The sequence below is a fragment of the Stenotrophomonas sp. STEN020 genome, assembly GCF_056760195.1.
Genome location: NZ_JBRREI010000069.1, coordinates 1 through 20,534, shown reverse-complemented (window position 1 = coordinate 20,534; position 20,534 = coordinate 1). Strand labels below are relative to the sequence as shown.

Sequence of the window (20,534 nt, the reverse complement as noted above, 5' to 3'; positions counted from 1 at the left end):
GGGGGCTGCCGCCGCCCCGCCCGCCCCCCCGCCCCCCGCGGGGCGCCGGTCGGGCCCCCGCCCCCCCCCCGCCCCGCCGCCCCGGCCGCCCCCCGGCCGCGCCCCCCCCCCCGCTCCTACAAACAGCCACGGGCAGCACTGCGCGTCTCCAAGGCGTAAAATGGTGGGCTGAACCCCCGCCAGCCTTCAGCAAGCGAGCAAGCCCGTGACATCGATCAAGCAGGAAGACCTCATCCAGTCCGTCGCCGACGCGCTGCAGTACATCTCGTACTACCACCCGGTCGACTACATCAAGAACCTCTCCGCCGCCTATGAGCGCGAAGAGTCGCCGGCAGCCAAAGAGGCCATCGCGCAGATCCTGATCAACTCGCGCATGTGCGCCGAAGGCCATCGCCCGATCTGCCAGGACACCGGCATCGTCACCGTGTTCCTGGAAATCGGCATGAACGTGCGCTGGGACGACGCCACCATGGGCGTCGAGGACATGGCCAATGAAGGCATCCGCCGCGCCTACGCCTACCCGGACAACAAGCTGCGCGCCTCGGTGCTGGCTGACCCGGCCGGCAAGCGCACCAATACCAAGGACAACACCCCGGGTGTGGTCAACGTCAAGGTTGTGCCGGGCAATACGGTCGATGTGATCGTCGCCGCCAAGGGTGGCGGTTCGGAAGCCAAGAGCAAGTTTGCCATGCTCAACCCGTCCGATTCGATCGTCGATTGGGTGCTCAAGACCGTGCCGACCATGGGCGCTGGTTGGTGCCCGCCGGGCATGCTCGGTATCGGCATTGGCGGCACCGCCGAGAAGGCGATGCTGCTGGCCAAGGAATCGCTGATGGAGCCGATCGATATCGCCGATCTGCAGGCCCGTGGCGCCTCGAACCGTGCCGAAGAGCTGCGCTTGGAGCTGTACGAAAAGGTCAACGCGCTGGGCATCGGCGCACAGGGCTTGGGTGGCCTGACCACGGTGCTCGACATCAAAGTCAAGGATTTCCCGACCCACGCCGCCAACCTGCCCATCGCGATGATCCCGAACTGCGCCGCTACCCGCCACGCCCACTTCACCCTGGATGGCAGTGGTCCGGTGATGCTGGACCCGCCGTCGTTGGAGGACTGGCCCAAGCTGACCTACGACGCGTCCAAGGGCACCCGCGTCGACCTGGACAACATCACCCCGGAAGAAGTGGCTGCATGGAAGCCGGGCCAGACCCTGCTGCTCAACGGCAAGCTGCTGACCGGCCGCGACGCCGCGCACAAGCGCATGGTCGAGATGCTCAACAAGGGTGAGCAGCTGCCGGTGGACCTGAAGGGCCGCTTCATCTATTACGTCGGCCCGGTCGATCCGGTGCGTGACGAAGTGGTGGGCCCGGCCGGCCCGACCACCGCCACCCGCATGGACAAGTTCACCCGCCAGATCCTGGAGCAGACCGGCCTGCTCGGCATGGTCGGCAAGGCCGAGCGCGGCCCGGCGGCGATCGAGGCGATCCGCGACAACAAGTCGGCCTACCTGATGGCGGTTGGTGGCTCGGCCTATCTGGTGTCCAAGGCGATCAAGGCCTCCAAGGTGGTCGGCTTCGCCGACCTGGGCATGGAAGCCATCTACGAGTTCACTGTGCAGGACATGCCGGTGACCGTGGCAGTCGACTCCACCGGTGAATCGGTGCACAAGACTGGTCCGCGCGAATGGCAGGCACGCATTGGCAAGATTCCGGTGATCGTCGAGTAATCGGCATCTGTCACTGGTGATGCAACGACGGCCCGGGCTATGCTCGGGACGTCGTCGTTTGCAGGGATGGTTCGATGCGCAGATTCCAATGGATGCTGGCTTTTGTGGTGTTGTCCTTGCTCGCCGCTTGCGCGAGCGGTGGCGGAGGCTGGGGCGACGCGCCTCGCAATGACCCCGCAGCCTGCGTCAGCTATTGCCAAAAAGCGTATGAGCTCTGCAACGCCAATCCTCGCAGCTACGGCGATTGCGGCGAAGCAAACCGTAACAACCAGTGCGACAAGATCACCAATCCCGAGCTGCGCGGTGCCTGCCAGACCTCACAGGCGTTCTGCCAGAACCGGTCAGCCGCTGCGGTATGTGGTGAGCGCTTGAACGGCTGCATGAACAGTTGCAACTGAACCAGCCGATAGCTGCGGCTAACCTGTAGTGCCGAGCCATGCTCGGCAGAGGCTTTCCCGGAAAGGCATCAAATCATCAGCTTCGCGGCTTACGCCGCTCCCACAAGGGGCAGGTCAGGCTTGGTTAGAATGCGCTTCCTCCTGCCGGGAACTCAGCGCATGTCAGTCGTTCTGTACGGATCGCAAAGCACTGCTTCATTGGTGGTGCATTGGCTCTTGCTTGAGCTTGGTATAGAGCACGAGCTGCGCCAGCTGGACTTTGAACGCGGTGAGCAGAAGTCAGCGGAGTTCCTGACGATCAATCCTGCCGGTCGCGTACCAGCACTGATCATCGATGGTCAGGTGCTGACCGAGTCCGCTGCCATCGCCATGCAGTTGGCTGATCTGCACCCGCAGGCGGGCTTGGCGCCCGCGCTAGGTACGCCTGCACGCGGTGACTACTACCGTTGGATGTGCTTCTGCGTGTACACCTTGATGCCGGCCTACCGCGCCTGGTTCTATCCGCAGGAGCCGGCGGGAGAATCGAATGCGGAGGAGGTGAAAGCGCGTGCCCGCGTGCAGCTGGAGGCAGCGTGGCAGCAGATGGCTGATCACCTGGGTGCTCACGGCCCTTGTGTACTGGGCGAACAGCTGAGCGTCGTCGATTTCATGTTGACCATGTTGATGCGCTGGAGCCGCAATATGCCGCGGCCTACCGATAACTGGCCGGTGCTGGCTGCGCATGCGACGCGGATGAAGGCGCGGCCGGCGTTTGCCGAGGTATATCGGCGTGAGCGAATTGACGATTGGTGGTGATTGGGGCGAAGCGGAAGCCTGTAGGGGACGGTAGCTTCGCGGCTTACGCCGCTCCCACAAAAATGGGGATATGACTGCTTCAATCGACGTAGTCGTCGAACTTGCGTCCGCCTTGGAATGGCATCAGGTGCTGTTTGATGATGCCGTTGGGCACCGTCTCCAGTTTCATCACGCCGTATTCCTGCGGCCATTGGGCCTGATCGCGCGGTAGCTTGAAGGTGCCCATCAACATGTCCACCAGCGGCAGGTGAATGGCGTAATTGACGTCCACATACTCCTGCTGCCGGGCGTGGTGCCAGTGGTGGTAGCGCGGCAGTACCAGCAGGTATTCCAGCCACCCGAAGCGGATGCCGAGGTTGGCATGCGCCAGCACCGCCTGCAGGCCGACCAGAATCACGTAGGCATTCACCGCCGAGGTCGAGAAACCCAGGATCAACAGCGGCAGCAACACGGCGCTGCGGGTCAGCACGATTTCGACAAAGTGCACGCGCGAGCCGGCCAGCCAGTCCATATGGCGGCTGGAGTGGTGCACGGCGTGGAAGCGCCAGAGCCAGGGAATATTGTGATACGCGCGGTGCAGCAGTGCCTGTGCCATGTCGGCGACGAAGACCGCGATCAGGAACTGCGCCCACACCGGCAGCGACTGGATGGCTGCTTTCAAGGAGGGGAAGGCAGCCAGCCCGGCGATGGTCGAAGTGGAGGCGGTGACCAGAATCAGGATGAACTGCACCAGCACGTGGCTCATGAAGAAATACGCCACATCGGTGCGCCAGCCGGGGCGTAACGGCGACAGCTCGCGTTTGCCCAGGTAGCGCTCCAGCGGCACGAACACCAGCGCCGAGAAAAACAGCGACAGCACGAACCAATCCAGCCCCAGCGAGTAAGGCGTCTTGCCGATGGCATCGAACTGAACGTTTGTGCCGCCCAGCAGTACCGCCACGGTTGCTGTGCCCACGCCCAAGGTGGCGATACGCTTGTTGCGATCGCGCAGGATCGCAACCGTGCCCATGATGAAAGCCGCTGCCAAACCCACCAGCAACAGATGGCGGGCAAATTGCTCGTTGTAAACCGCACGGAATTCGCGGCTGGTGAGTAGTTCAGGAAAATGGAAGCAGGCGACCGCCAGCAGGCTCAACACGCCGAGTAGCGCAGAGCTGTAGGCAAAGAATGAGCGGCGGGTACGGATCATTGCGGACTTCCTGTCTCTGATCCGGCGATTCTGCCTGTCTCTGCTGAACGGGGGAAGTGCTACGGGAGTCAGGGGCGGCTTGCTTCACACTGGCTGTGCACGTATGCCGGTAGCTTGATCTGCATCAGGCACGGACACGCGATGTGCTTGTAAGGTGGCCTTTCCGGGAATGATCTGGGGTGGATGGATGAGTGGATTGACGGTTCCGGTGAGCGCGGCTGATCACATCCAGGGCAATCTGGATGCTGCAGTCGTATTGGTCGAATACGCGGACTACCAGTGCCCGTATTGCGGCGAGGCGTTCTCCCTGGTCAAGCGCCTGCAACAACGCTTTGGCGAGGGGCTGTGCCTGGTGTTCCGCAACTTCCCCTTGGTGCAGGCGCACCCACAGGCGTTGCCTGCGGCGATCACCGCCGAGTACGCCGCCGTCCACGGTAAATTCTGGGAGGCGCATGACGCGTTGTTCCGCAGCCAGCAGCAGCTGGGTGAGGTGGTCTACCGCGAGTTGATGCGTGAGTTGGGCTTGCCCGAAGAAGGCCTGGCCGCAGCAATGGATGACAACAACCATCTGCTGCGTATCCAGCGTGATATCGAGAGTGGCGTGCGCAGCGGCGTCACCGGTACGCCGGCTTTTTTCATCAATGGCGAATTGTTCCAGCCCAGGCAAAGCTTCGAAGAGCTCTACGACGCCATCGTCCAGGCCAGCGCCAAGCGCAACTGAGGCTGTCTGGCGCAGCCCAGTGCGGCGCCAGAGCAGGTGCTGCACATAACGTGCCTCAGTCGATCAGGCTTAGCACGGTTTCCGGCGGGCGGCACAAGGCCGTGCCCTTGGCGGTACGCACGATGGGGCGGTTGATCAGCGCAGGGTGTTGGCTCATCGCCTCGATCAGTGCGACCTCGTCATCGAGCTTGGCGGCCAGTCCCAGCTCGGCATAGGCTGCTTCCTTGCTGCGCAACAGGTCGCGGGCCGGCATGCCCATGGCGTCCAGCAGCGTGCGCAGTTGTACGGCCGTGGGCGGGCTGTCGAGGTAGTTGATGACCTCGATGTCGACACCGGCCTCCTGCAACAGCGCCAGTGCGCCGCGAGAGTTGGAGCAGCGGTTGTTGTGCCAGATGGTGGCTTTCATTGTTTAGAACCACTCCAGCAGCGACACGCCCAGGCCGATGTACGTCGCCCGGTGGTTGTAATCGATCATGCTCTCGCCGTAGCCATCAAACACCTGCACATGGCCGCGCAGCAGCTTGTTGATCGGGAAGCCGTAGTCCATCTGCAGCGAGCCATGCGAGCGATCACCGCTGCGCAATGAATGGCGGCCGGTGATGGCCAGCTCATGGCCGTTACGGTTGTAGACCAGGGTGGCGTCACCACGGCCCATGTAATCCTCGATATCCGGGTTGTTGTCGTCGCTACGACCTTCCGGGATGCGGTACCACGGGCGCAGCATGATGGCCCAGTTCTCACGGTCCAGGCCGACATTCATCACCACCCGGTTCCAGCTGCGCGAAAGTGGATCGCTGCGGCCGTTGGACTGATGGTTGAGGCTGAAGCCGGTCATGCGGCCGTTCCAGCCGAACAGCGAGTAGCCGTTGCGGAAGGTCAGCATCACTTCCGGTTCGTAGTTGGTCTCGCGGAACGGGCGCGACAGTTCGCTGTTATAGGCCTGCCAGCGCGAACTCTGGGTATAGCCGACCCAGATGTCGCCGTTGTCGCCAAACAGGTTCTCGGTGACCTTGGTCTTGAAACTGAGTTGGAATTTCAGCTCGGTGCTGTCCAGCTCCTCGGCCTGGGTGACGGTGTTGTTGGGGTTGGGCGAGTGCGGCATCTCGTTGGGCTTGCTGCTCCAGAATGCCGGCAGCAGATACACCGGCTTGTAGGCGCGCAGCTGGAACAAGCCCAGCTTGGAGTCCTTGGCCAGCTCCCAGCGGCTGTCCAGCAAGGAGCCGCGGCCGGCATTGGCGGCGGCGGCGTCCAGTTCGTCATGTGCGAACAGCTCGTTGCGGCGCGGCAGCGGCTCGTCCAGCTCCTTGGCGGTGGCCTTGGCCTCCTTGCGCGCCTGTAGAGCAGCGGCCGCCGCAGCATCGGCTGCGCGGGTATCGGTGGCGGTGCGGCCCAGCGCGTTGTCGTAGCAGGCCAGGCGGGTGGCATCGGTCTCAAGCGCGAAGCAGGCCTGCGGCGAGGCGGGCGTCGGCATCGATTCCTGGGCCAAGGCCGAAGCGCTGGCGCCGCTCAGGATGAGAAGTAGGGCATGGGGAAGAGCTTGTGTTCGCATGGGTTCCATCCGGTCGCTGTGGGGTGGCCGGGCCGGGGCAATCGAGGGCGTTGCACGCCGGCAGCAGTGGCAAGGTGGGGATTGTCGGTGATTCCCGGGTCGAGGTGGCGTTACGGCGGCCCTCAGAAAAACCAGGCAATGGCGAACACGCCGACCATGGCGACCGCCAGGCCCAGCTTGAGTGCGACCCCGAGGACGATGCCCAGCCACGTGCCGAGGCCGACCTTGGTGGCCTGGCCGAGCTGGCGGCCGTGCAGGTATTCGCCGCCCAGCGCGCCGAGGAACGGGCCAACAAACAGGCCGATAGGCATGAAGAACAGGCCAACCACCGTGCCGATCGCCGAGCCGATCAGGGCCAGCTTGCTGGCGCCAACCTTCTTGGCACCGGCGATGGTGCAGAGCACATCCACGATGATCGATATGACCGTCAATACGCCCAATACCACCAGTGGCAGCCAGCCCACCCGGTCAAATCCATCGCCCCAGGCCGCCAGCAGCAGGCCGACGAAGACCAGCGGTACCCCCGGCAGCGCGGGCAGGATGATGCCGGCGATGCCGACCAGGACCAGCAGGGCGCCGACCAGATAGAAGATGAATGAATAGTCCATGTTTACTCGGAGGGGGGTCGGATAGGGGTTGACTTTAATGCATGTGCCGGTGTTGCAATTTCGTTTGGCCCGAGTTAAGTTGCAGCCGCTGAGCTTGGCAAGGTCACCGTGAATCGTGGCCTGATGGGTAGATCCAAGGATTTGCTGCATCGTTGCACCTCGCTTCCTCCTTGCAACCAGCCGCCTTACCGGGCGTAACCATCAAACGAAAGAGCTACAGGGAGTTAGTCGAGATGTCTGATCGCGAAACCGGTACCGTCAAGTGGTTTAACGACGCCAAGGGCTTCGGCTTCATCAGCCGCGAAAATGGTGAGGACGTGTTTGTGCACTTCCGTGCCATCCAGACCGATGGCTTCAAAAGCCTGAAGGAAGGCCAGAAGGTCACCTTCACCGTAGTGCAGGGCCAGAAGGGCCTGCAGGCTGACGCCGTACAACCGGCCTGATCCGGCCGACGTGCAGCCAAAAGAAAGGCCCGCGCAAGCGGGCCTTTCTTCGTCAGCGCTAACGGTAGCAGCTCAGCGGATCACCACACGGCCGTTGACCACACGCACATAGGTGTTCTCGCGGATCCCGCCCAGGTCCTTCTGGTTGACCACGATCACGCGGCCATCGTCCATGCGGACCTGGATGTCATACGAGTTGCCGGTGACGTTCTGCTGGATTTTGTTGCCAGCCATCGCACCACCAACGGCGCCTGCGACGGCGGCGATGTTCTGGTTGCCCTTGCTGCCGCCGGTTTTGTCGGAAATTTCATGGCCGGCCACCGCGCCGACGATGCCGCCCAGGATGGCGCCGGTAGCGCTGGGAGCGGTGCGCCCGGAGGCGACAGTATCGATGCGGGTGACAATGCCGCAGTCGGTGCAACGGTTCTGGTTGTAGCCGTTGTTGTTGCCGTAGTTGCCACCATTGTTATAGCCGCCGTTGTTGTAACCACCGCCGTAACCGGGGGAGGTGGCGCAACCGGCCAGCGCCAGACTGGCAATTGCGCCTACAGCGATCAGTTGGATCTTCATGGTGTTTCTCCTTGCCAGATTGAAAGTGGGTACAGCTGAGTGACCCGCGGCGAAGATCCTGCGGTTTTGCGTGTGAATGGAGGGCCAATCACATGTGAAAACGCAGTTTGCTTACTTGAAGTCCTGATGGCATGACTTGCAGTCGCTGCCGATTTTTTGCACTGCAGCAGCCAGTGCCGCGCAATCTGCCGGTGGCTTGGCCAGCGCATCGTTCAAGGTGGCGCGATAGCGGCTGGCGTGTTGCTGGAAGCGCTCGTCATCACGCAGGCCGGGGAAGGCGGTTTCCAGATCGTTGGCCAGTGCGCGCAGGGTCTGCAGGCGCGGGGTGCTGTCGGTGACGCTGCAGCGATTCTGCTTCTGGCTCTCGCCCAGCAGTTGGGCCTGCTTGGCCATCACCGTCATCAGGCTGTCCGGGAAGTGATCCTGGCGGGCCTGGATGGCGCGCATCCCCATCACGGTGGCAATCACCCCGATCAGCAGGCCGGCGACCAGAACGAACAGGTAACGCGAGGCTTTGGACGGGGGGCGGGCGGGTGCAGGGTCGGACATTGCGTTGGCTCCAGGCTATTGGCAAAGGGGTTCGACTGCCGGCCATTATGCAGTGGCGTGAGCGAAGCCCGCGTCATCGTGGCGACACCCGGCTCGCCGCAGGTCCGGGGCAGGCCGTAAAATGCGCCGATGAAAGAAGAATTGCGTGAGCGCTTTGCCGGCATCGACCGGTTGTACGGGGCCGGCACCATCACCCATCTAAGTGGCTGCAAGGTCGCGGTGGTTGGCATGGGCGGGGTTGGCTCGTGGATCGTGGAGGCGCTGGTGCGCTCGGCCGTGGGCCATTTGAGCCTGATCGATGCCGATGATATCTGCGTCTCCAACACCAATCGGCAGCTGCCGGCGATGGCCGGGCAGTACGGTCGCAACAAGGCGCTGGCGATGGCCGAGCGTTGCCGTGCGATCAATCCCGATGTCGAGGTCGAGGCGGTGGAGTCATTCCTGACGCCTGCCAACATGGCCGAGCTGCTGGACCGCGGCTTTGATCTGGTGATCGATGCCTGCGACAGCTTCCGGGTGAAGGTGGAAACCATCGCCTGGTGCCGCCGTCGCAAGCTGCCGATGATCACCATCGGTGCTGCTGGTGGCCGCACGGACCCAACTCTGGTGCGGGTGCGCGACGTGTCGCGTACCGAGCATGACGCGATGATGGCGCTGATCCGCAAGAAGCTGCGCAGCGAGTTCAACTTCCCCACGAGCGCAAAGCGCTACTTCGGTGTGCCGGCGGTGTATTCGCTGGAAAACGTGAAGTACCCGCAGGCTGACGGCAGCGTTTGCGGCATCCGCCCGAACCTGGGCCCGGATGAGGCACTGAAGCTGGATTGCGGCGGCGGCCTGGGCGCGGCAACGCATATCACTGGTGCGTTTGCGTTCGTGGCGGTGGGCAAGGCGTTGGAAATGCTGTTGAAGAACCGCGCCTAATAACACAGCAGCTGGTAGAAGCGGTGATTGCTTGTAGGAGCGGCGTCAGCCGCGAAGCTGACAATCTCTGCTGGCGCGCATGGGAAGGCAATCCAACGCAGCTGCAGTTCTAGAATTGTGTGCGGCCCAGCCAGTACGAGCTTCGCGGCTGACGCCGCTCCTACAAAATCAGGGCGCGTCGTTACTGCAGTTTGAACAGTCGCTTCGCATTGGCCGTGGTCTGCGCGGCGATATCCTCTGCAGGTTGCTGGCGCAGTTCGGCAACAGTATCGAGGATCTGCCGCAGCCGCACCGGCTCATTACGCTGGCCGCGGATGCCTGCATCCGGTTGATCCGGGGCATCGGTTTCCAATAGCAGGAATTCCAGGGGCATCTGCGTCACCAGGCCGCGCAACCGGTTTGCGCGGGTATAGGTAATGGGGCCGCCCAGGCCGATCATGAAGCCCAGGTCCCATAGCTGCCTGGCCTGCTCTGGACTGCCGGAAAAGCTATGCACCACGCCGCTGAGTTTGCCGACACGGCGGATGCGCTGGATCACTTCATCCAGGGCGCGGCGCGCATGCACTATCAGCGGCAGCTGAAAATCCCGCGCCAACTCAAGCTGGCCCTGGAAGTACATGCGCTGTTCGGCAGGGTCGAGATTGTCGACAAAGAAGTCCAGCCCGCATTCACCGATGGCGCAGGGCGACTCGCGCTCCACCCAATCGCGCAGCTGCTGCAGATGCTCGGGACGGTGCTCGGGCAGGAGCATCGGGTGCAGGCCGTAAGCCGGATGCAGCCCTGCATCGGCCGCGCAGACCTCGCGCAGCTTGGGCCAGCTGGCCGCAGTCACCGCCGGCACGATCTGCATGCCCACGCCGGCAGCGCCGGCGCGGGCGATCACCGCCTCGCGGTCGATGTCGAATTGAGCTGCATCCAGATGGCAGTGGCTGTCTACCAGCTGCACGGCTCAGCGCTTGCCCGGCAGTATCGGTGGCTCGGCCGGGTCCTTGCGTCGCTTCCAGTTGGCGAGCAGCAAGGTGCTCAGGCCAAACAGGATTTCATCGACAAACGGGATCGGGTCGGGCAGCAGCATGCTGATGACGAACAGCGCACCGGTCAGCTTGAACAGGGTGGGGTAACGCAGCTTGCGTGCCCATTCCAGAAACGGCGACAACATCATGCTCGACATGGCGTATCCAGATGAGAAGGGTTCAGACTGTCCTGTGAGATCAGGGCCAGCAGGCTGAATATTGCGACGACTAGAACGATTTCGATAGCGATCTGACAGAAATACTAGCCTCTGTTCAGCTTATCCATGCTGGAATCCCCCCAACACAACCGCGGCCAGCCGCACGGAGACAGATCATGAAGAGCACAACCACGACCGTTTTGGTTGCCGCCGGCGCGTTGCTGGTAGGTGGCATCGCCACCGCCGCCTTCATGCAGGGCCGCGACAAGGCCAGCACCGCGCCTCTGGTCGAGGGCGCACGCCCGGTGCTGGATACCTCGCCGCTGGTAGACGACGCCGCGGTTACCGGCAAGGTGGAAACCCCGGCTGAACCGCAGCTGCAGTACGCCGACGTGCTCAAGGTTGCCACGGTGACGCAGAAGGAACGCGTTTACGGCACGGTCACTGGCAGCGATCCGATCCGTGAAACGTCCACTACCAGCACCCCACATGAAGTCTGCGAGGACGTGGTAGTGCAGGAACGTCTGCCCGAACGTGACGGCAATGTCGGCGGCACCGTTGCCGGTGCGGTCATCGGTGGCCTGCTGGGCAACCAGGTTGGTGGTGGCAACGGCAAGAAAGCAGCCACCGCTGCCGGTGCCGTCGCAGGTGGCTTGATCGGCAACCAGGTCGACAAGCGCCATGTAGGCGGCCGTGTGGTGAACCGTACCGAGCGCCAGTGCCATACCGAGCAGCGCACCGCCGAGTCCAGCCGCATCACCGGTTACAACGTCAGCTACCGCAAGCCCGATGGCAGCACCGGCACGATGCGCATGGACAGCCGTCCGGGTGAGCGCGTGTCGCTGGGCAATGCCAACCAGACCATCGGTTACGACGTGACCTACCGTTACGACGGCGCAGAAAAGACCGTGCGCATGCAGGACAAGCCGGCCAGCGATCGCCTTCCGGTTATCGACGGCCAGCTGGTGACGCAGACCGCGGCGATGGCACCGGCGGCAAATCGCCAGTAACCATCGCAAGCCGTAGACCTGCTCTCTTCAGCAGTTGAATCACCCGGAATCCGATGCCAGACCTCTGGCATCGGATTTTTTTATTGTTTTGTTGGAGCGGCGTAAGCCGCGAAGCCCACACGCTATCAGGTGGTGCGAATACCTCTTTAGGGGGCGAGCATTGTCAGCTTCGCGGCTCACGCCGCTCCCACAAACAAGTGCCAGCAAGCTAGCGCCGGTTTGACCGGCAGGGGTGGCCGGCGCAAGCTCAGCGTCCTTGCTTGCCGCACACAGGAACCGCGATGAGTGTCTTCGACCTGCGACTGGAAACCGAACGCCTGCTGCTGCGGCCACCAGGTGCCGAGGATTTCGAGGCATTCGCAGCGTTCTGCGCCGATCCGCAGACCATGCAGCATCTCGGTGGCGTACAGGCGGCTTCGGTCGCATGGCGCAGCCTGGCGGCGTTGACCGGAAGTTGGCAGCTGCTGGGTTACTCGATGTTCTCGGTGATCGAGAAAAGCAGCGGGCGCTGGATCGGCCGGGTCGGGCCTTGGCAGCCGCATGGCTGGCCGGGCACAGAAGTAGGCTGGGGCATCGCCTCCGAGTTCTGGGGCCGTGGCTACGCACCGGAGGCGGCGCGGGTCAGCGCCGACTGGGCCTTTGATACGCTGGCTTGGCAGGAAGTGATCCATACCATCGTGCCTGCCAATACCAGTTCGGTGGCGGTGGCCCGCAAGCTGGGCTCCACCTTGCTGAGGCAAGCACGCTTGCCAGCGCCTGCCGATATGGAGGTGGATGTGTGGGGGCAATCCCGGCAGCAGTGGATGTCACGGCGCTGAGATCGCTTTTTGCTGCGGTCGCAGCTTTACCGAAGCACCCGTGATCCGTTCAGATGGAAGCTGTCGTCTGCCAGTTCGGTAGCGGGGAGTGGATCAGTGAGTGTTTCGGGTGCTGGGTTGCGGGTGTATGGCATGTCAACGTCGGGCAACTGCCACAAGGTGCGTTTGCTGCTGGAGCAGTTGGGTACGCGCTATGACTGGGTCGAGGTGAACAGCGCCGAAGGCCAGACCCGCACCCCGGAGTTCCTGGCGCTCAATCCCAACGGAAAAGTGCCGCTGGTGCAGCGCTCCGATGGTCGAGTACTGACCGAATCCAATGCGATCCTGTTCTGGCTGGCTGAAGGCACCCCGTTCCTGCCGAGCGATGGTTGGCAGCGGGCGCAGGCCTTGTCGTGGATGTTCTTCGAACAGTACAGCCACGAGCCCTATATCGCCGTCGCGCGCTTCATCAGTATCTGGACGGCGGCCGATTCTCCGCGACGCGCTGAACTGCCGCGTCTGCGCGAGCGTGGCCATGAGGCCTTGGCTGTGATGGAACGCCACCTGCAGGGCAATCCGTGGTTCACCGGTCCCGATTACGGCGTTGCCGATATCGCTTTGTTCGCTTACACCGCTGTCGCTGAAGATGGTGGCATTGGCCTGTCGTCGTATCCGGCGATCCAGCGCTGGGTACAGGCGGTGCAGGCCCAGCCCGGCTTCATGCCGATACTCGCGGGTTGAATCTTTGTTGTTGATGCTTGATTCCGTTGTCTCACTTGTTTGCTGTGGAGTCTGTCTGCATGTTTGCTCGTGTACCGAATCCCATTCCGGCCCGCATGAAGGGCCTGAACCGCGCTGAGATCTGCGACACCAATTTCATCGAATTCGTCAGCGCGCTGGCGCCGGGCCCGGATCAAGGTCCGCAGCCGGCTGCGCCGGTGTTGCCGGGTAGCGCCTTGGATGCCCAAGGCTTCCGCGAACTGTTCGAATCCCAGCTGATCAGTCGTCATCTGGATTTGATGGCACGCGTACTGCGGGTGCAGAACAAGGTCTTCTACACGATTGGCTCGTCTGGCCACGAAGGTAATGCGATGGTGGCGCGCGCCGCCCGGCATACCGACCCGGCCTTCCTGCATTACCGCTCCGGCGGCTTCATGGCCGAGCGCTTCCGCAAGCTGCCCGGTATGGACCCGGTGATGGACTCGGCGCTGTCGTTCGCGGCCAGCAAGGACGATCCGGCCAGTGGCGGCCGCCACAAGGTGTGGGGCAGCAAGCCATTGTGGGTGCTGCCACAGACCTCGACCATCGCCTCGCACCTGCCAAAGGCGCTGGGCACGGCGATGGCGATCGAAGCCGGCAAGCGGCTGGGACAGGGGCTGCCGATTCCCGATGACAGCATCACCATCTGCTCGTTCGGCGATGCCTCGGCCAATCACGCCACCGCGCAGACCGCGTTCAATGCGGCCGCCTGGAGCAGCTTCCAGAAGCTGCCGGCGCCAGTGTTGTTCGTCTGCGAAGACAATGGCATCGGCATCTCGGTCAAGACGCCTGAAGGCTGGATAGCCGAAAGCTTCCGGCATCGGCCGGGGCTGGATTACTTCCATGCCGACGGCCTGGATCTGGTCAACGGTTATGCCGACGTACAGCGCGCAGTCGAACACTGCCGACGCACACGACGACCGACCTTCCTGCACCTGCGCACCACCCGCCTGATGGGCCATGCTGGCACCGATTTCGAGATCGAATGGCGGGCGCTGGAGGAGCTGTGCGCGGTGGAAGCCGGCGATCCGTTGCTGCGTTCGGCGCAGGTTGCGGTGGAGTCCGGGCTGATGGACAAGGCCGAAGTGCTGGCCTTGTACGAACACACCCGCCAGCGCTGCTTCGCCGCGGCCGAGGATGCCGACAAGCGCCCGCGCCTGACCGAGCTGCAGGATGTGATCGCGCCGCTGGCGCCGTATACGCCGGACAAAGTGCGAGCCGAGGCTGCGCGCAGCGACTACAGCGAGCGGCGTTTGCAGGTGTTCGGCAGCGAGGCCGGCTTGCCGGAGAATCAGCCGGCCAAGCATCTGGCGGTGCAGATCAATCAGGCACTGCACGACCTCTTCGCCAAGTACCCGGAAACCCTGTTGTTTGGTGAGGATGTGGCGCAGAAGGGTGGCGTATACACCGTTACCAAGGGCCTGCAGAAAGCTTTCGGTCCGCGCAGGGTATTCAATACCCTGCTCGACGAGACCATGATCCTGGGCATGGCCCAGGGTTTTGCCAACATGGGCATGCTGCCGCTGCCGGAAATCCAGTACCTGGCCTATCTGCACAATGCGGTCGATCAGGTGCGTGGTGAGGCCTGCTCGCTGCAGTTCTTCTCCAATGACCAGTACCGCAACCCGATGCTGATCCGCATCGCTGGGTTGGGTTATCAGAAGGGCTTTGGCGGCCATTTCCACAATGACAACTCGATCACCGCCATCCGTGATATTCCCGGGCTGGTGGTGGGCTGTCCATCGCGTGGCGATGATGCTGCAGCAATGCTGCGCACGCTCGCCGCCTTGGCCAAAGTCGATGGGCGGGTCTGCGTGTTCCTGGAGCCGATCGCGCTGTACATGACCAAGGACCTGCATGCCGCGGGCGACGGCCAATGGCTGTTCCCGTATCCGGCACCGGATCAGGCGCTGACGCTGGGCGAGGGCAGGGTTTATGGCGAAGGCAATGATGATCTGTTGATCATCAGCTACGGCAATGGCGTGCCGATGGCCTTGCGCGCAGCCAAGAGCATCGAGGAGCAGCATGGCTGGAAGGTGCGGGTAGTCGATCTGCGCTGGCTGGTGCCGCTCAATGCCGGCTACATCTCCGAGCAGGCCAAGGGTGCGAAGCGCATCATCGTGCTAGACGAAGGTCGCCAGAGTGCAGGCGTAGGCGAGGGCGTGATCACCGCCTTGGTCGAAGCCGGTCACGCGCAGGTGCCGCTGCGCCGGGTGACCGGTGTGGACACCTATACGCCGCTGGCTGGTGCGGCCTTGCTGGTGTTGCCGGGTGATGCGGATGTGGTGGCTGCAGCGGCCGAGTTGGTGTGAGCCGCTAGCGGCACCTTGTAGGAGCGGCGTCAGCCGCGAAGCTGGGATTATTGAAGTCGCCGGCGTGTCTGCGACCTGACTGATCTGTGGTTTCGCGGCTGACGCCGCTCCTACAAAAAGCCCGCAAACGTCGCTGTCCCACAGAAAAACAAAAACCCCGCCAAGGCGGGGTTTTGTTTTCAAACACTAACAGCTGGATCAGCTATTGGCTTTCAGCTTGGCCAGGCGCAGCCAGGTGTCGACCACGGTGTCCGGGTTCAGCGACACCGACTCGATGCCTTCCTGCATCAGCCATTCGGCCAGATCCGGGTGATCGGACGGGCCCTGGCCGCAGATGCCGACGTACTTGCCCTTGGCACGTGCGCTCTTGATCGCCATCGACAGCAGCTTCTTGACCGCCGGGTTACGCTCGTCGAACAGGTGCGCGACGATCGAGGAATCGCGGTCCAGGCCCAGGGTCAGCTGGGTCAGATCGTTGGAGCCGATCGAGAAGCCGTCGAAGATCTCCAGGAACTCGTCAGCCAGAAGTGCGTTGGACGGCACTTCGCACATCATGATGATCTTCAGCCCGTTCTCGCCCTGCTTCAGACCATTGGCGGCGAGCACTTCCACCACCTTGCGGCCTTCTTCCAGGGTGCGAACGAACGGGATCATCACCCACAGGTTCTCCAAGCCCATCTCGTTGCGCACGCGCAACACGGCCTGGCATTCCAGTGCGAACGCCTTGGAGAAGCTCGGGTCGACGTAACGGCTGGCGCCGCGGAAGCCGATCATCGGGTTCTCTTCATGCGGCTCGTAGTTGTTGCCGCCGATCAGGTTGGCGTACTCGTTGGACTTGAAGTCCGACAGACGCACGATCACCGGGTTCGGTGCGACCGAGGCGGTCAGGGTGGCAATGCCTTCGGCCAGACGGTCCACATAGAAGCTCACCGGATCCTTGTAGCCGGCAATCTTCTCGTCGATCTTCTTCTTGGTGGCAGCATCCTGACGGTCGTATTCCAGCAGCGCATTCGGGTGAATGCCGATGTGGCTGGCGATGATCATTTCCAGACGGGCCAGGCCGATGCCGGCGTTCGGCAGCTGGCCGAAGTCGAAGGCGCGTTCCGGGTTGGCCACGTTCATCATGATCTTCAGCGGTGCCGGCGGCATGTTGCCTAGATCGGTGGTGGTGCGGTCGAAGGCCAGCTTGCCGGCGTAGATGAAGCCGGTATCGCCTTCGGCGCAGCTGACGGTCACTTCCTGGCCATCCTGGATCAGCTGGGTGGCATTGCCCGAGCCGACCACGGCCGGCACGCCCAGCTCGCGCGCGATGATCGCGGCGTGGCAGGTGCGGCCACCACGGTTGGTGACGATGGCCGACGCGCGCTTCATCACCGGCTCCCAGTCGGGGTCGGTCATGTCGGCGATCAGCACGTCGCCCGGCTGCACGCGGGCCATGTCGTCCAGCGACTTGACCACGCGCGCCACGCCAGCGCCGATCTTGGCGCCAACGGCGCGGCCTTCGGCAATGACTTCACCCTTTTCCTGCAGCGCATAGCGCTCGATCTGGGTGGCCTTGGCGCGCGACTTCACGGTTTCCGGGCGGGCCTGGACGATGAACAGCTTGCCGCTGACGCCATCCTTGGCCCACTCGATATCCATCGGGCGGCCGTAATGCTTTTCGATGACCAGCGCCTGCTTGGACAGTTCCTGCACGTCCTCATCGCTGATCGAGAAGGTGTTGCGCACCTCGTCCGGGGTGTCTTCGATCTTGACGCGCTCGCCCGGGACGTCCGAATAGACCATACGGATGGCCTTGGAGCCCAGCGAACGGCGCAGGATCGCCGGCTTGCCGGCATGCAGGCTGGGCTTGTAGACGTAGAACTCGTCAGGATTGACCGCGCCCTGCACGACCATCTCGCCCAGACCGACCGAGGAGGTGACGAACACCACATCGCGGAAGCCGGACTCGGTGTCCAAGGTGAACAGCACGCCCGACGAACCCACGCCCGAGCGCACCATCAGCTGCACGCCAGCGGACAGGAACACGTCTTCGTGCTTGAAACCGTGGTGCACGCGGTAGGCGATGGCACGGTCGTTGTACAGCGAGGCGAACACTTCCTTGACCTTGTGCACGACGTCGTCGGCACCGGTGACATTGAGGAAGGTTTCCTGCTGGCCGGCGAAGGAGGCGTCCGGCAGATCTTCGGCAGTCGCCGAGGAGCGCACGGCCACGGCGATGTCGCCACCGCCGTTTTCGGCGCTCAGCTTGGCGTAGGCGGCACGGATGTCCTGATCCAGCTGCGGCTGCAGCGGCGCATCGATCACCCAGTCGCGGATGACCTTGCCGGCAACGGTCAGGGCGGCGACATCTTCCACGTCAAGCGTGGCCAGCTTGTCGAAAATGCGCTTGGACAGGTCGTTATGGGCAATAAAGTCCTTGAACGCTTCGGACGTGGTTGCGTAACCACCGGGGACGGACACCCCCAGACCGGCTAGATTGCCGATCATCTCCCCAAGCGAGGAGTTTTTGCCACCTACGCGGGCCAAATCGGCCAAGCGCAGTTCATGCAACCACAGGATATTCTCGTTCAAGCGCGATGCTCCGTTGAGGCCATCGCCCGTGGCGGGCTTGGGATGGCCACGTCCGTAGGAAGAAGCCAATATGATGCAATGCACACCGAAGCCGCACAAGCTTGTGACAATACTTTGTCTTGTGCTTGTCTTTTCTGGGACAGGCTAGGTCATCACGCTTGACCCGTGGTCAGGATCACACTCTGAAGGGAGCTTTCATGACGGCAATCCGGCCGGTTTTCTATGTTTCCGACGGCACCGGCATCACCGCCGAGACCGTCGGCCACAGCCTGTTGACCCAGTTCAATGGCTTCAGTTTCGTTACTGATCGCATGTCGTTCGTGGACGATGCAGACAAGGCGCATGAGGCTGCGGCGCGCATCCGGGCCGCAGGCGAGCGCTACCAGGTGCGTCCGATCGTGATCAGTTCCTGCGTGGATTCCAGCCTGGGCTCGATCCTGGAAGAGAGCGGCGCCCTTGTCCTGGACGTGTTTGCCCCATTCATCGGGCCGTTGGAGCAGGAGCTCAGTTCCGCCCGCCACTCCAAAGTTGGTCAGGCCCACGGCATGGTGGATTTCGACACTTACCATCGTCGTATCAATGCGATGAATTTCGCGCTCAGCCACGACGACGGCATCGCAGTGAACTACGACGAGGCCGACCTGGTGCTGGTGGCGGTGTCGCGCGCCGGCAAGACCCCGACCTGCATCTATCTCGCCATGCATTACGGCATCCGTGCAGCCAACTACCCGTTGACCGAAGAGGATCTGGAGCAGGATCGCCTGCCGCCGCGTCTGCGTCCCTACCGCAACAAGCTGTTCGGTTTGACTATCGACCCGGAGCGTCTGCAGCAGATCCGGCAGGAGCGCCGCCCGAATTCGCGTTACGCAAGCTTCGAGACCTGCAAGCGCGAAGTCACCGCGGCCGAGACCATGTTCCGCATGGAACGCATCCCGACCCTGAGCACCACCCACACCTCGATCGAAGAGATCTCCAGCAAGGTGCTCGGCACGCTGGGCCTGCAGCGCGAGATGTTCTGAATCACAGGTAGTGCCGAGCGATGCTCGGCAGAGGCGTTACCGGTAAACCCTGATTGACCTTGATTTGTCTTGTGGGAGCGGCGTCAGCCGCGCAGCCCCCGTCAATGAAATCGCAGGGCGCCCTGCAAGTCCATTGAACCATCAGCTTCGCGGCTCACGCCGCTCCCACAATGTTTGGGGCCCCCGGGAACGCCTCTGCCGAGCATCGCTCGGCACTACGACCGGACGCTGGTGATCGATGTTGCTGCGTCCTACACGCCACGGCGTGTAGGATCACCCCATGGCAGGCGCACTCTCCCGCATTGATCGCATTCCCCGACTCAGCCGTCTAGGTTGGTTGATGGGCTTGTACGCGGAGAACCACGATCATTTGATGCGCTTGTTCGCACCGGATCGCCTGCAAGTTGGCAGCCACCTTTCCAGCATCGGTGACGGTCTGGATCTGCGCCTGGATGTGATCGAATGCCACCGTTACACGGTGGAGCTGCGGATGACCTACGACCTGTGCGATCCGGTCACCGGCGAGCCTGATCCTTCGGCGTTCGTGCGTCTTTACCGCGATGCACGCCAGGCTGAAACCACGCATTGCTACGTCGGCAGGCGCTGGCAGGACGTGATGGGCATGTACCCGCCGCCGGAAGCGCTGATCAGCCATCGCATGCGCATGAACACCTTCCTTGGGAAATGGCTGGAATATCTGGCCGAACGCGGCCACAGCGTGGCTACGCTGCGCCGCGTCGACAGCACCGTGGTGCCAATGCGGCGCATGGATGTGTTGCCGGGCTGAGGCGCAGGCGACGCATCGGTCATACTGCACGCCCCTCTGGTTCCGGTTGTCGCTATGCCGTACACCCCGATTATGGCCACGCTCGGCTACGTACTGTCTGCCGACGGCAGCAAGGCCTTGATGATCCACCGCAATACCCGGCCCGGTGACATGCACCTGGGCAAGTACAACGGGCTGGGCGGCAAGATGGAGACCGACGAGGACATCCTTGCCTGCATGCATCGCGAGATCCGCGAAGAAGCTGGTATCGAGTGCGGTACAACCCGTCTGCGCGGCAGCATCAGCTGGCCGGGTTTCGGCAAGAACGGCGAGGACTGGTTTGCCTTCATCTTCGTCATCGATGACTACACAGGCACGCCGATGGACGTAAATCCGGAAGGCACCCTGGAATGGGTGGCTGTGGATCAGCTGGAGTCACTGCCACTGTGGGAGGGTGATCGCCACTTCCTGCCATTGGTGTTCGATGCGGACCCGCGTCCGTTCCACGGGGTGATGCCGTACCGCGACGGGCGCATGCAGTCCTGGAGTTACACGCGGCTGTAATGGCGAGCGGGGGGGGGGGGGGAGGCTGGGCGCCGTGGCGCAAACCACCAAGGCTGTATTGAGCGATGTGGGAGAAGGGGCTGGAGGAGCGGGGTC

Annotated in this window: 22 protein-coding genes; 13 read left to right on the top strand and 9 right to left on the bottom strand. The window is 62.9% G+C overall.

Annotation, left to right across the window (positions count from 1 at the left end; all coding sequences use genetic code 11):
- The first annotated feature begins 205 nt into the window (after nt 1-205).
- The 3 genes from ACVOLZ_RS20005 (at nt 206) to ACVOLZ_RS19995 (ending at nt 2,916) form a co-directional block, all read left to right on the top strand.
- Nucleotides 206-1,723: a fumarate hydratase gene (locus ACVOLZ_RS20005; RefSeq protein ID WP_481517650.1), complete on the top strand. Its 1,518-nt coding sequence runs from the start codon at nt 206-208 to the stop codon at nt 1,721-1,723.
- 92 nt (nt 1,724-1,815) lie between these two features.
- Complete coding sequence (locus tag ACVOLZ_RS20000; RefSeq protein WP_481517649.1) at nt 1,816-2,121, top strand: hypothetical protein; 306 nt, start codon at nt 1,816-1,818, stop codon at nt 2,119-2,121.
- Between the two features lie 159 nt (nt 2,122-2,280).
- A complete protein-coding gene (locus ACVOLZ_RS19995; RefSeq protein ID WP_481517648.1) occupies nt 2,281-2,916 on the top strand; it encodes a glutathione S-transferase family protein in 636 nt (211 codons plus the stop codon).
- 79 nt (nt 2,917-2,995) lie between these two features.
- Here ACVOLZ_RS19995 and ACVOLZ_RS19990 read toward each other — a convergent pair whose 3' ends face one another.
- The gene (locus ACVOLZ_RS19990; protein WP_481517647.1) at nt 2,996-4,105 is read right to left on the bottom strand and encodes a sterol desaturase family protein; all 1,110 of its coding nucleotides are present in this window, start codon (nt 4,103-4,105) and stop codon (nt 2,996-2,998) included.
- Between the two features lie 187 nt (nt 4,106-4,292).
- Between ACVOLZ_RS19990 and ACVOLZ_RS19985 the strand changes: the two genes are divergently transcribed.
- On the top strand, nt 4,293-4,826 hold the full coding sequence (locus ACVOLZ_RS19985; RefSeq protein ID WP_481517646.1) for a DsbA family protein: 534 nt from the start codon (nt 4,293-4,295) through the stop codon (nt 4,824-4,826).
- Nucleotides 4,827-4,881: 55 nt separating this feature from the next.
- On the opposite strand, the gene arsC is transcribed toward ACVOLZ_RS19985, so the two are convergent.
- The 3 genes from arsC to ACVOLZ_RS19970 all read right to left on the bottom strand — a co-directional run bounded on the left by arsC (nt 4,882) and on the right by ACVOLZ_RS19970 (nt 6,983).
- Nucleotides 4,882-5,232: an arsenate reductase (glutaredoxin) gene (gene arsC / locus ACVOLZ_RS19980; protein WP_481517645.1), complete on the bottom strand. Its 351-nt coding sequence runs from the start codon at nt 5,230-5,232 to the stop codon at nt 4,882-4,884.
- A gap of 3 nt (nt 5,233-5,235) precedes the next feature.
- Entirely contained in the window at nt 5,236-6,375 is a 1,140-nt protein-coding gene (locus tag ACVOLZ_RS19975) for a phospholipase A (RefSeq protein WP_481517644.1), read from the bottom strand.
- Nucleotides 6,376-6,497: 122 nt separating this feature from the next.
- Nucleotides 6,498-6,983, bottom strand: a complete 486-nt coding sequence (locus ACVOLZ_RS19970) for a DUF456 domain-containing protein (RefSeq protein WP_481517643.1) — start codon at nt 6,981-6,983, stop codon at nt 6,498-6,500.
- Between the two features lie 233 nt (nt 6,984-7,216).
- Between ACVOLZ_RS19970 and ACVOLZ_RS19965 the strand changes: the two genes are divergently transcribed.
- Nucleotides 7,217-7,426, top strand: coding sequence for a cold-shock protein (locus ACVOLZ_RS19965; protein WP_282271583.1), 210 nt, complete (start codon nt 7,217-7,219; stop codon nt 7,424-7,426).
- A gap of 72 nt (nt 7,427-7,498) precedes the next feature.
- On the opposite strand, the gene ACVOLZ_RS19960 is transcribed toward ACVOLZ_RS19965, so the two are convergent.
- Nucleotides 7,499-7,996, bottom strand: a complete 498-nt coding sequence (locus ACVOLZ_RS19960; protein ID WP_481508457.1) for a glycine zipper 2TM domain-containing protein — start codon at nt 7,994-7,996, stop codon at nt 7,499-7,501.
- 111 nt (nt 7,997-8,107) lie between these two features.
- On the bottom strand, nt 8,108-8,545 hold the full coding sequence (locus ACVOLZ_RS19955; protein ID WP_481517642.1) for a cytochrome c: 438 nt from the start codon (nt 8,543-8,545) through the stop codon (nt 8,108-8,110).
- A gap of 129 nt (nt 8,546-8,674) precedes the next feature.
- Between ACVOLZ_RS19955 and ACVOLZ_RS19950 the strand changes: the two genes are divergently transcribed.
- Nucleotides 8,675-9,466 carry a tRNA threonylcarbamoyladenosine dehydratase gene (locus ACVOLZ_RS19950; RefSeq protein WP_481517641.1) on the top strand — a complete coding sequence of 264 codons (792 nt, stop codon included), beginning with the start codon at nt 8,675-8,677 and terminating at the stop codon, nt 9,464-9,466.
- Nucleotides 9,467-9,647: 181 nt separating this feature from the next.
- Here ACVOLZ_RS19950 and ACVOLZ_RS19945 read toward each other — a convergent pair whose 3' ends face one another.
- Together ACVOLZ_RS19945 and ACVOLZ_RS19940 are read right to left on the bottom strand one after the other, a co-directional pair.
- On the bottom strand, nt 9,648-10,412 hold the full coding sequence (locus ACVOLZ_RS19945; protein WP_481517640.1) for a TatD family hydrolase: 765 nt from the start codon (nt 10,410-10,412) through the stop codon (nt 9,648-9,650).
- Between the two features lie 3 nt (nt 10,413-10,415).
- Nucleotides 10,416-10,637: a DUF6116 family protein gene (locus ACVOLZ_RS19940; protein WP_062166057.1), complete on the bottom strand. Its 222-nt coding sequence runs from the start codon at nt 10,635-10,637 to the stop codon at nt 10,416-10,418.
- 176 nt (nt 10,638-10,813) lie between these two features.
- Here ACVOLZ_RS19940 and ACVOLZ_RS19935 point away from each other — a divergent pair, with 176 nt between their 5' ends.
- From ACVOLZ_RS19935 to ACVOLZ_RS19920, 4 genes are all read left to right on the top strand, one after another.
- Complete coding sequence (locus ACVOLZ_RS19935) at nt 10,814-11,647, top strand: glycine zipper 2TM domain-containing protein (protein WP_481517639.1); 834 nt, start codon at nt 10,814-10,816, stop codon at nt 11,645-11,647.
- Nucleotides 11,648-11,928: 281 nt separating this feature from the next.
- Nucleotides 11,929-12,465 carry a GNAT family N-acetyltransferase gene (locus ACVOLZ_RS19930; RefSeq protein ID WP_481517638.1) on the top strand — a complete coding sequence of 179 codons (537 nt, stop codon included), beginning with the start codon at nt 11,929-11,931 and terminating at the stop codon, nt 12,463-12,465.
- Nucleotides 12,466-12,561: 96 nt separating this feature from the next.
- Nucleotides 12,562-13,185 carry a glutathione S-transferase family protein gene (locus ACVOLZ_RS19925; RefSeq protein ID WP_481517637.1) on the top strand — a complete coding sequence of 208 codons (624 nt, stop codon included), beginning with the start codon at nt 12,562-12,564 and terminating at the stop codon, nt 13,183-13,185.
- A 59-nt stretch (nt 13,186-13,244) separates the two neighbouring features.
- Nucleotides 13,245-15,515 (top strand): thiamine pyrophosphate-dependent enzyme, encoded by a 2,271-nt coding sequence (locus ACVOLZ_RS19920; protein WP_481517636.1) that lies wholly within the window; start codon nt 13,245-13,247, stop codon nt 15,513-15,515.
- A 198-nt stretch (nt 15,516-15,713) separates the two neighbouring features.
- Here the strand turns inward: ACVOLZ_RS19920 and ppsA are convergent, their stop codons facing one another.
- Nucleotides 15,714-18,089 carry a phosphoenolpyruvate synthase gene (ppsA, locus tag ACVOLZ_RS19915; protein ID WP_481517635.1) on the bottom strand — a complete coding sequence of 792 codons (2,376 nt, stop codon included), beginning with the start codon at nt 18,087-18,089 and terminating at the stop codon, nt 15,714-15,716.
- A gap of 197 nt (nt 18,090-18,286) precedes the next feature.
- On the opposite strand from ppsA, the gene ppsR reads away from it, so the two are divergent.
- From ppsR to ACVOLZ_RS19900, 3 genes are all read left to right on the top strand, one after another.
- Nucleotides 18,287-19,108 carry a posphoenolpyruvate synthetase regulatory kinase/phosphorylase PpsR gene (ppsR, locus tag ACVOLZ_RS19910; protein ID WP_481517634.1) on the top strand — a complete coding sequence of 274 codons (822 nt, stop codon included), beginning with the start codon at nt 18,287-18,289 and terminating at the stop codon, nt 19,106-19,108.
- Between the two features lie 280 nt (nt 19,109-19,388).
- On the top strand, nt 19,389-19,895 hold the full coding sequence (locus tag ACVOLZ_RS19905; RefSeq protein ID WP_481517633.1) for a DUF1249 domain-containing protein: 507 nt from the start codon (nt 19,389-19,391) through the stop codon (nt 19,893-19,895).
- Nucleotides 19,896-19,949: 54 nt separating this feature from the next.
- Nucleotides 19,950-20,438, top strand: coding sequence for an NUDIX hydrolase (locus ACVOLZ_RS19900; protein ID WP_481517632.1), 489 nt, complete (start codon nt 19,950-19,952; stop codon nt 20,436-20,438).
- The last annotated feature ends 96 nt before the right edge of the window (nt 20,439-20,534 follow it).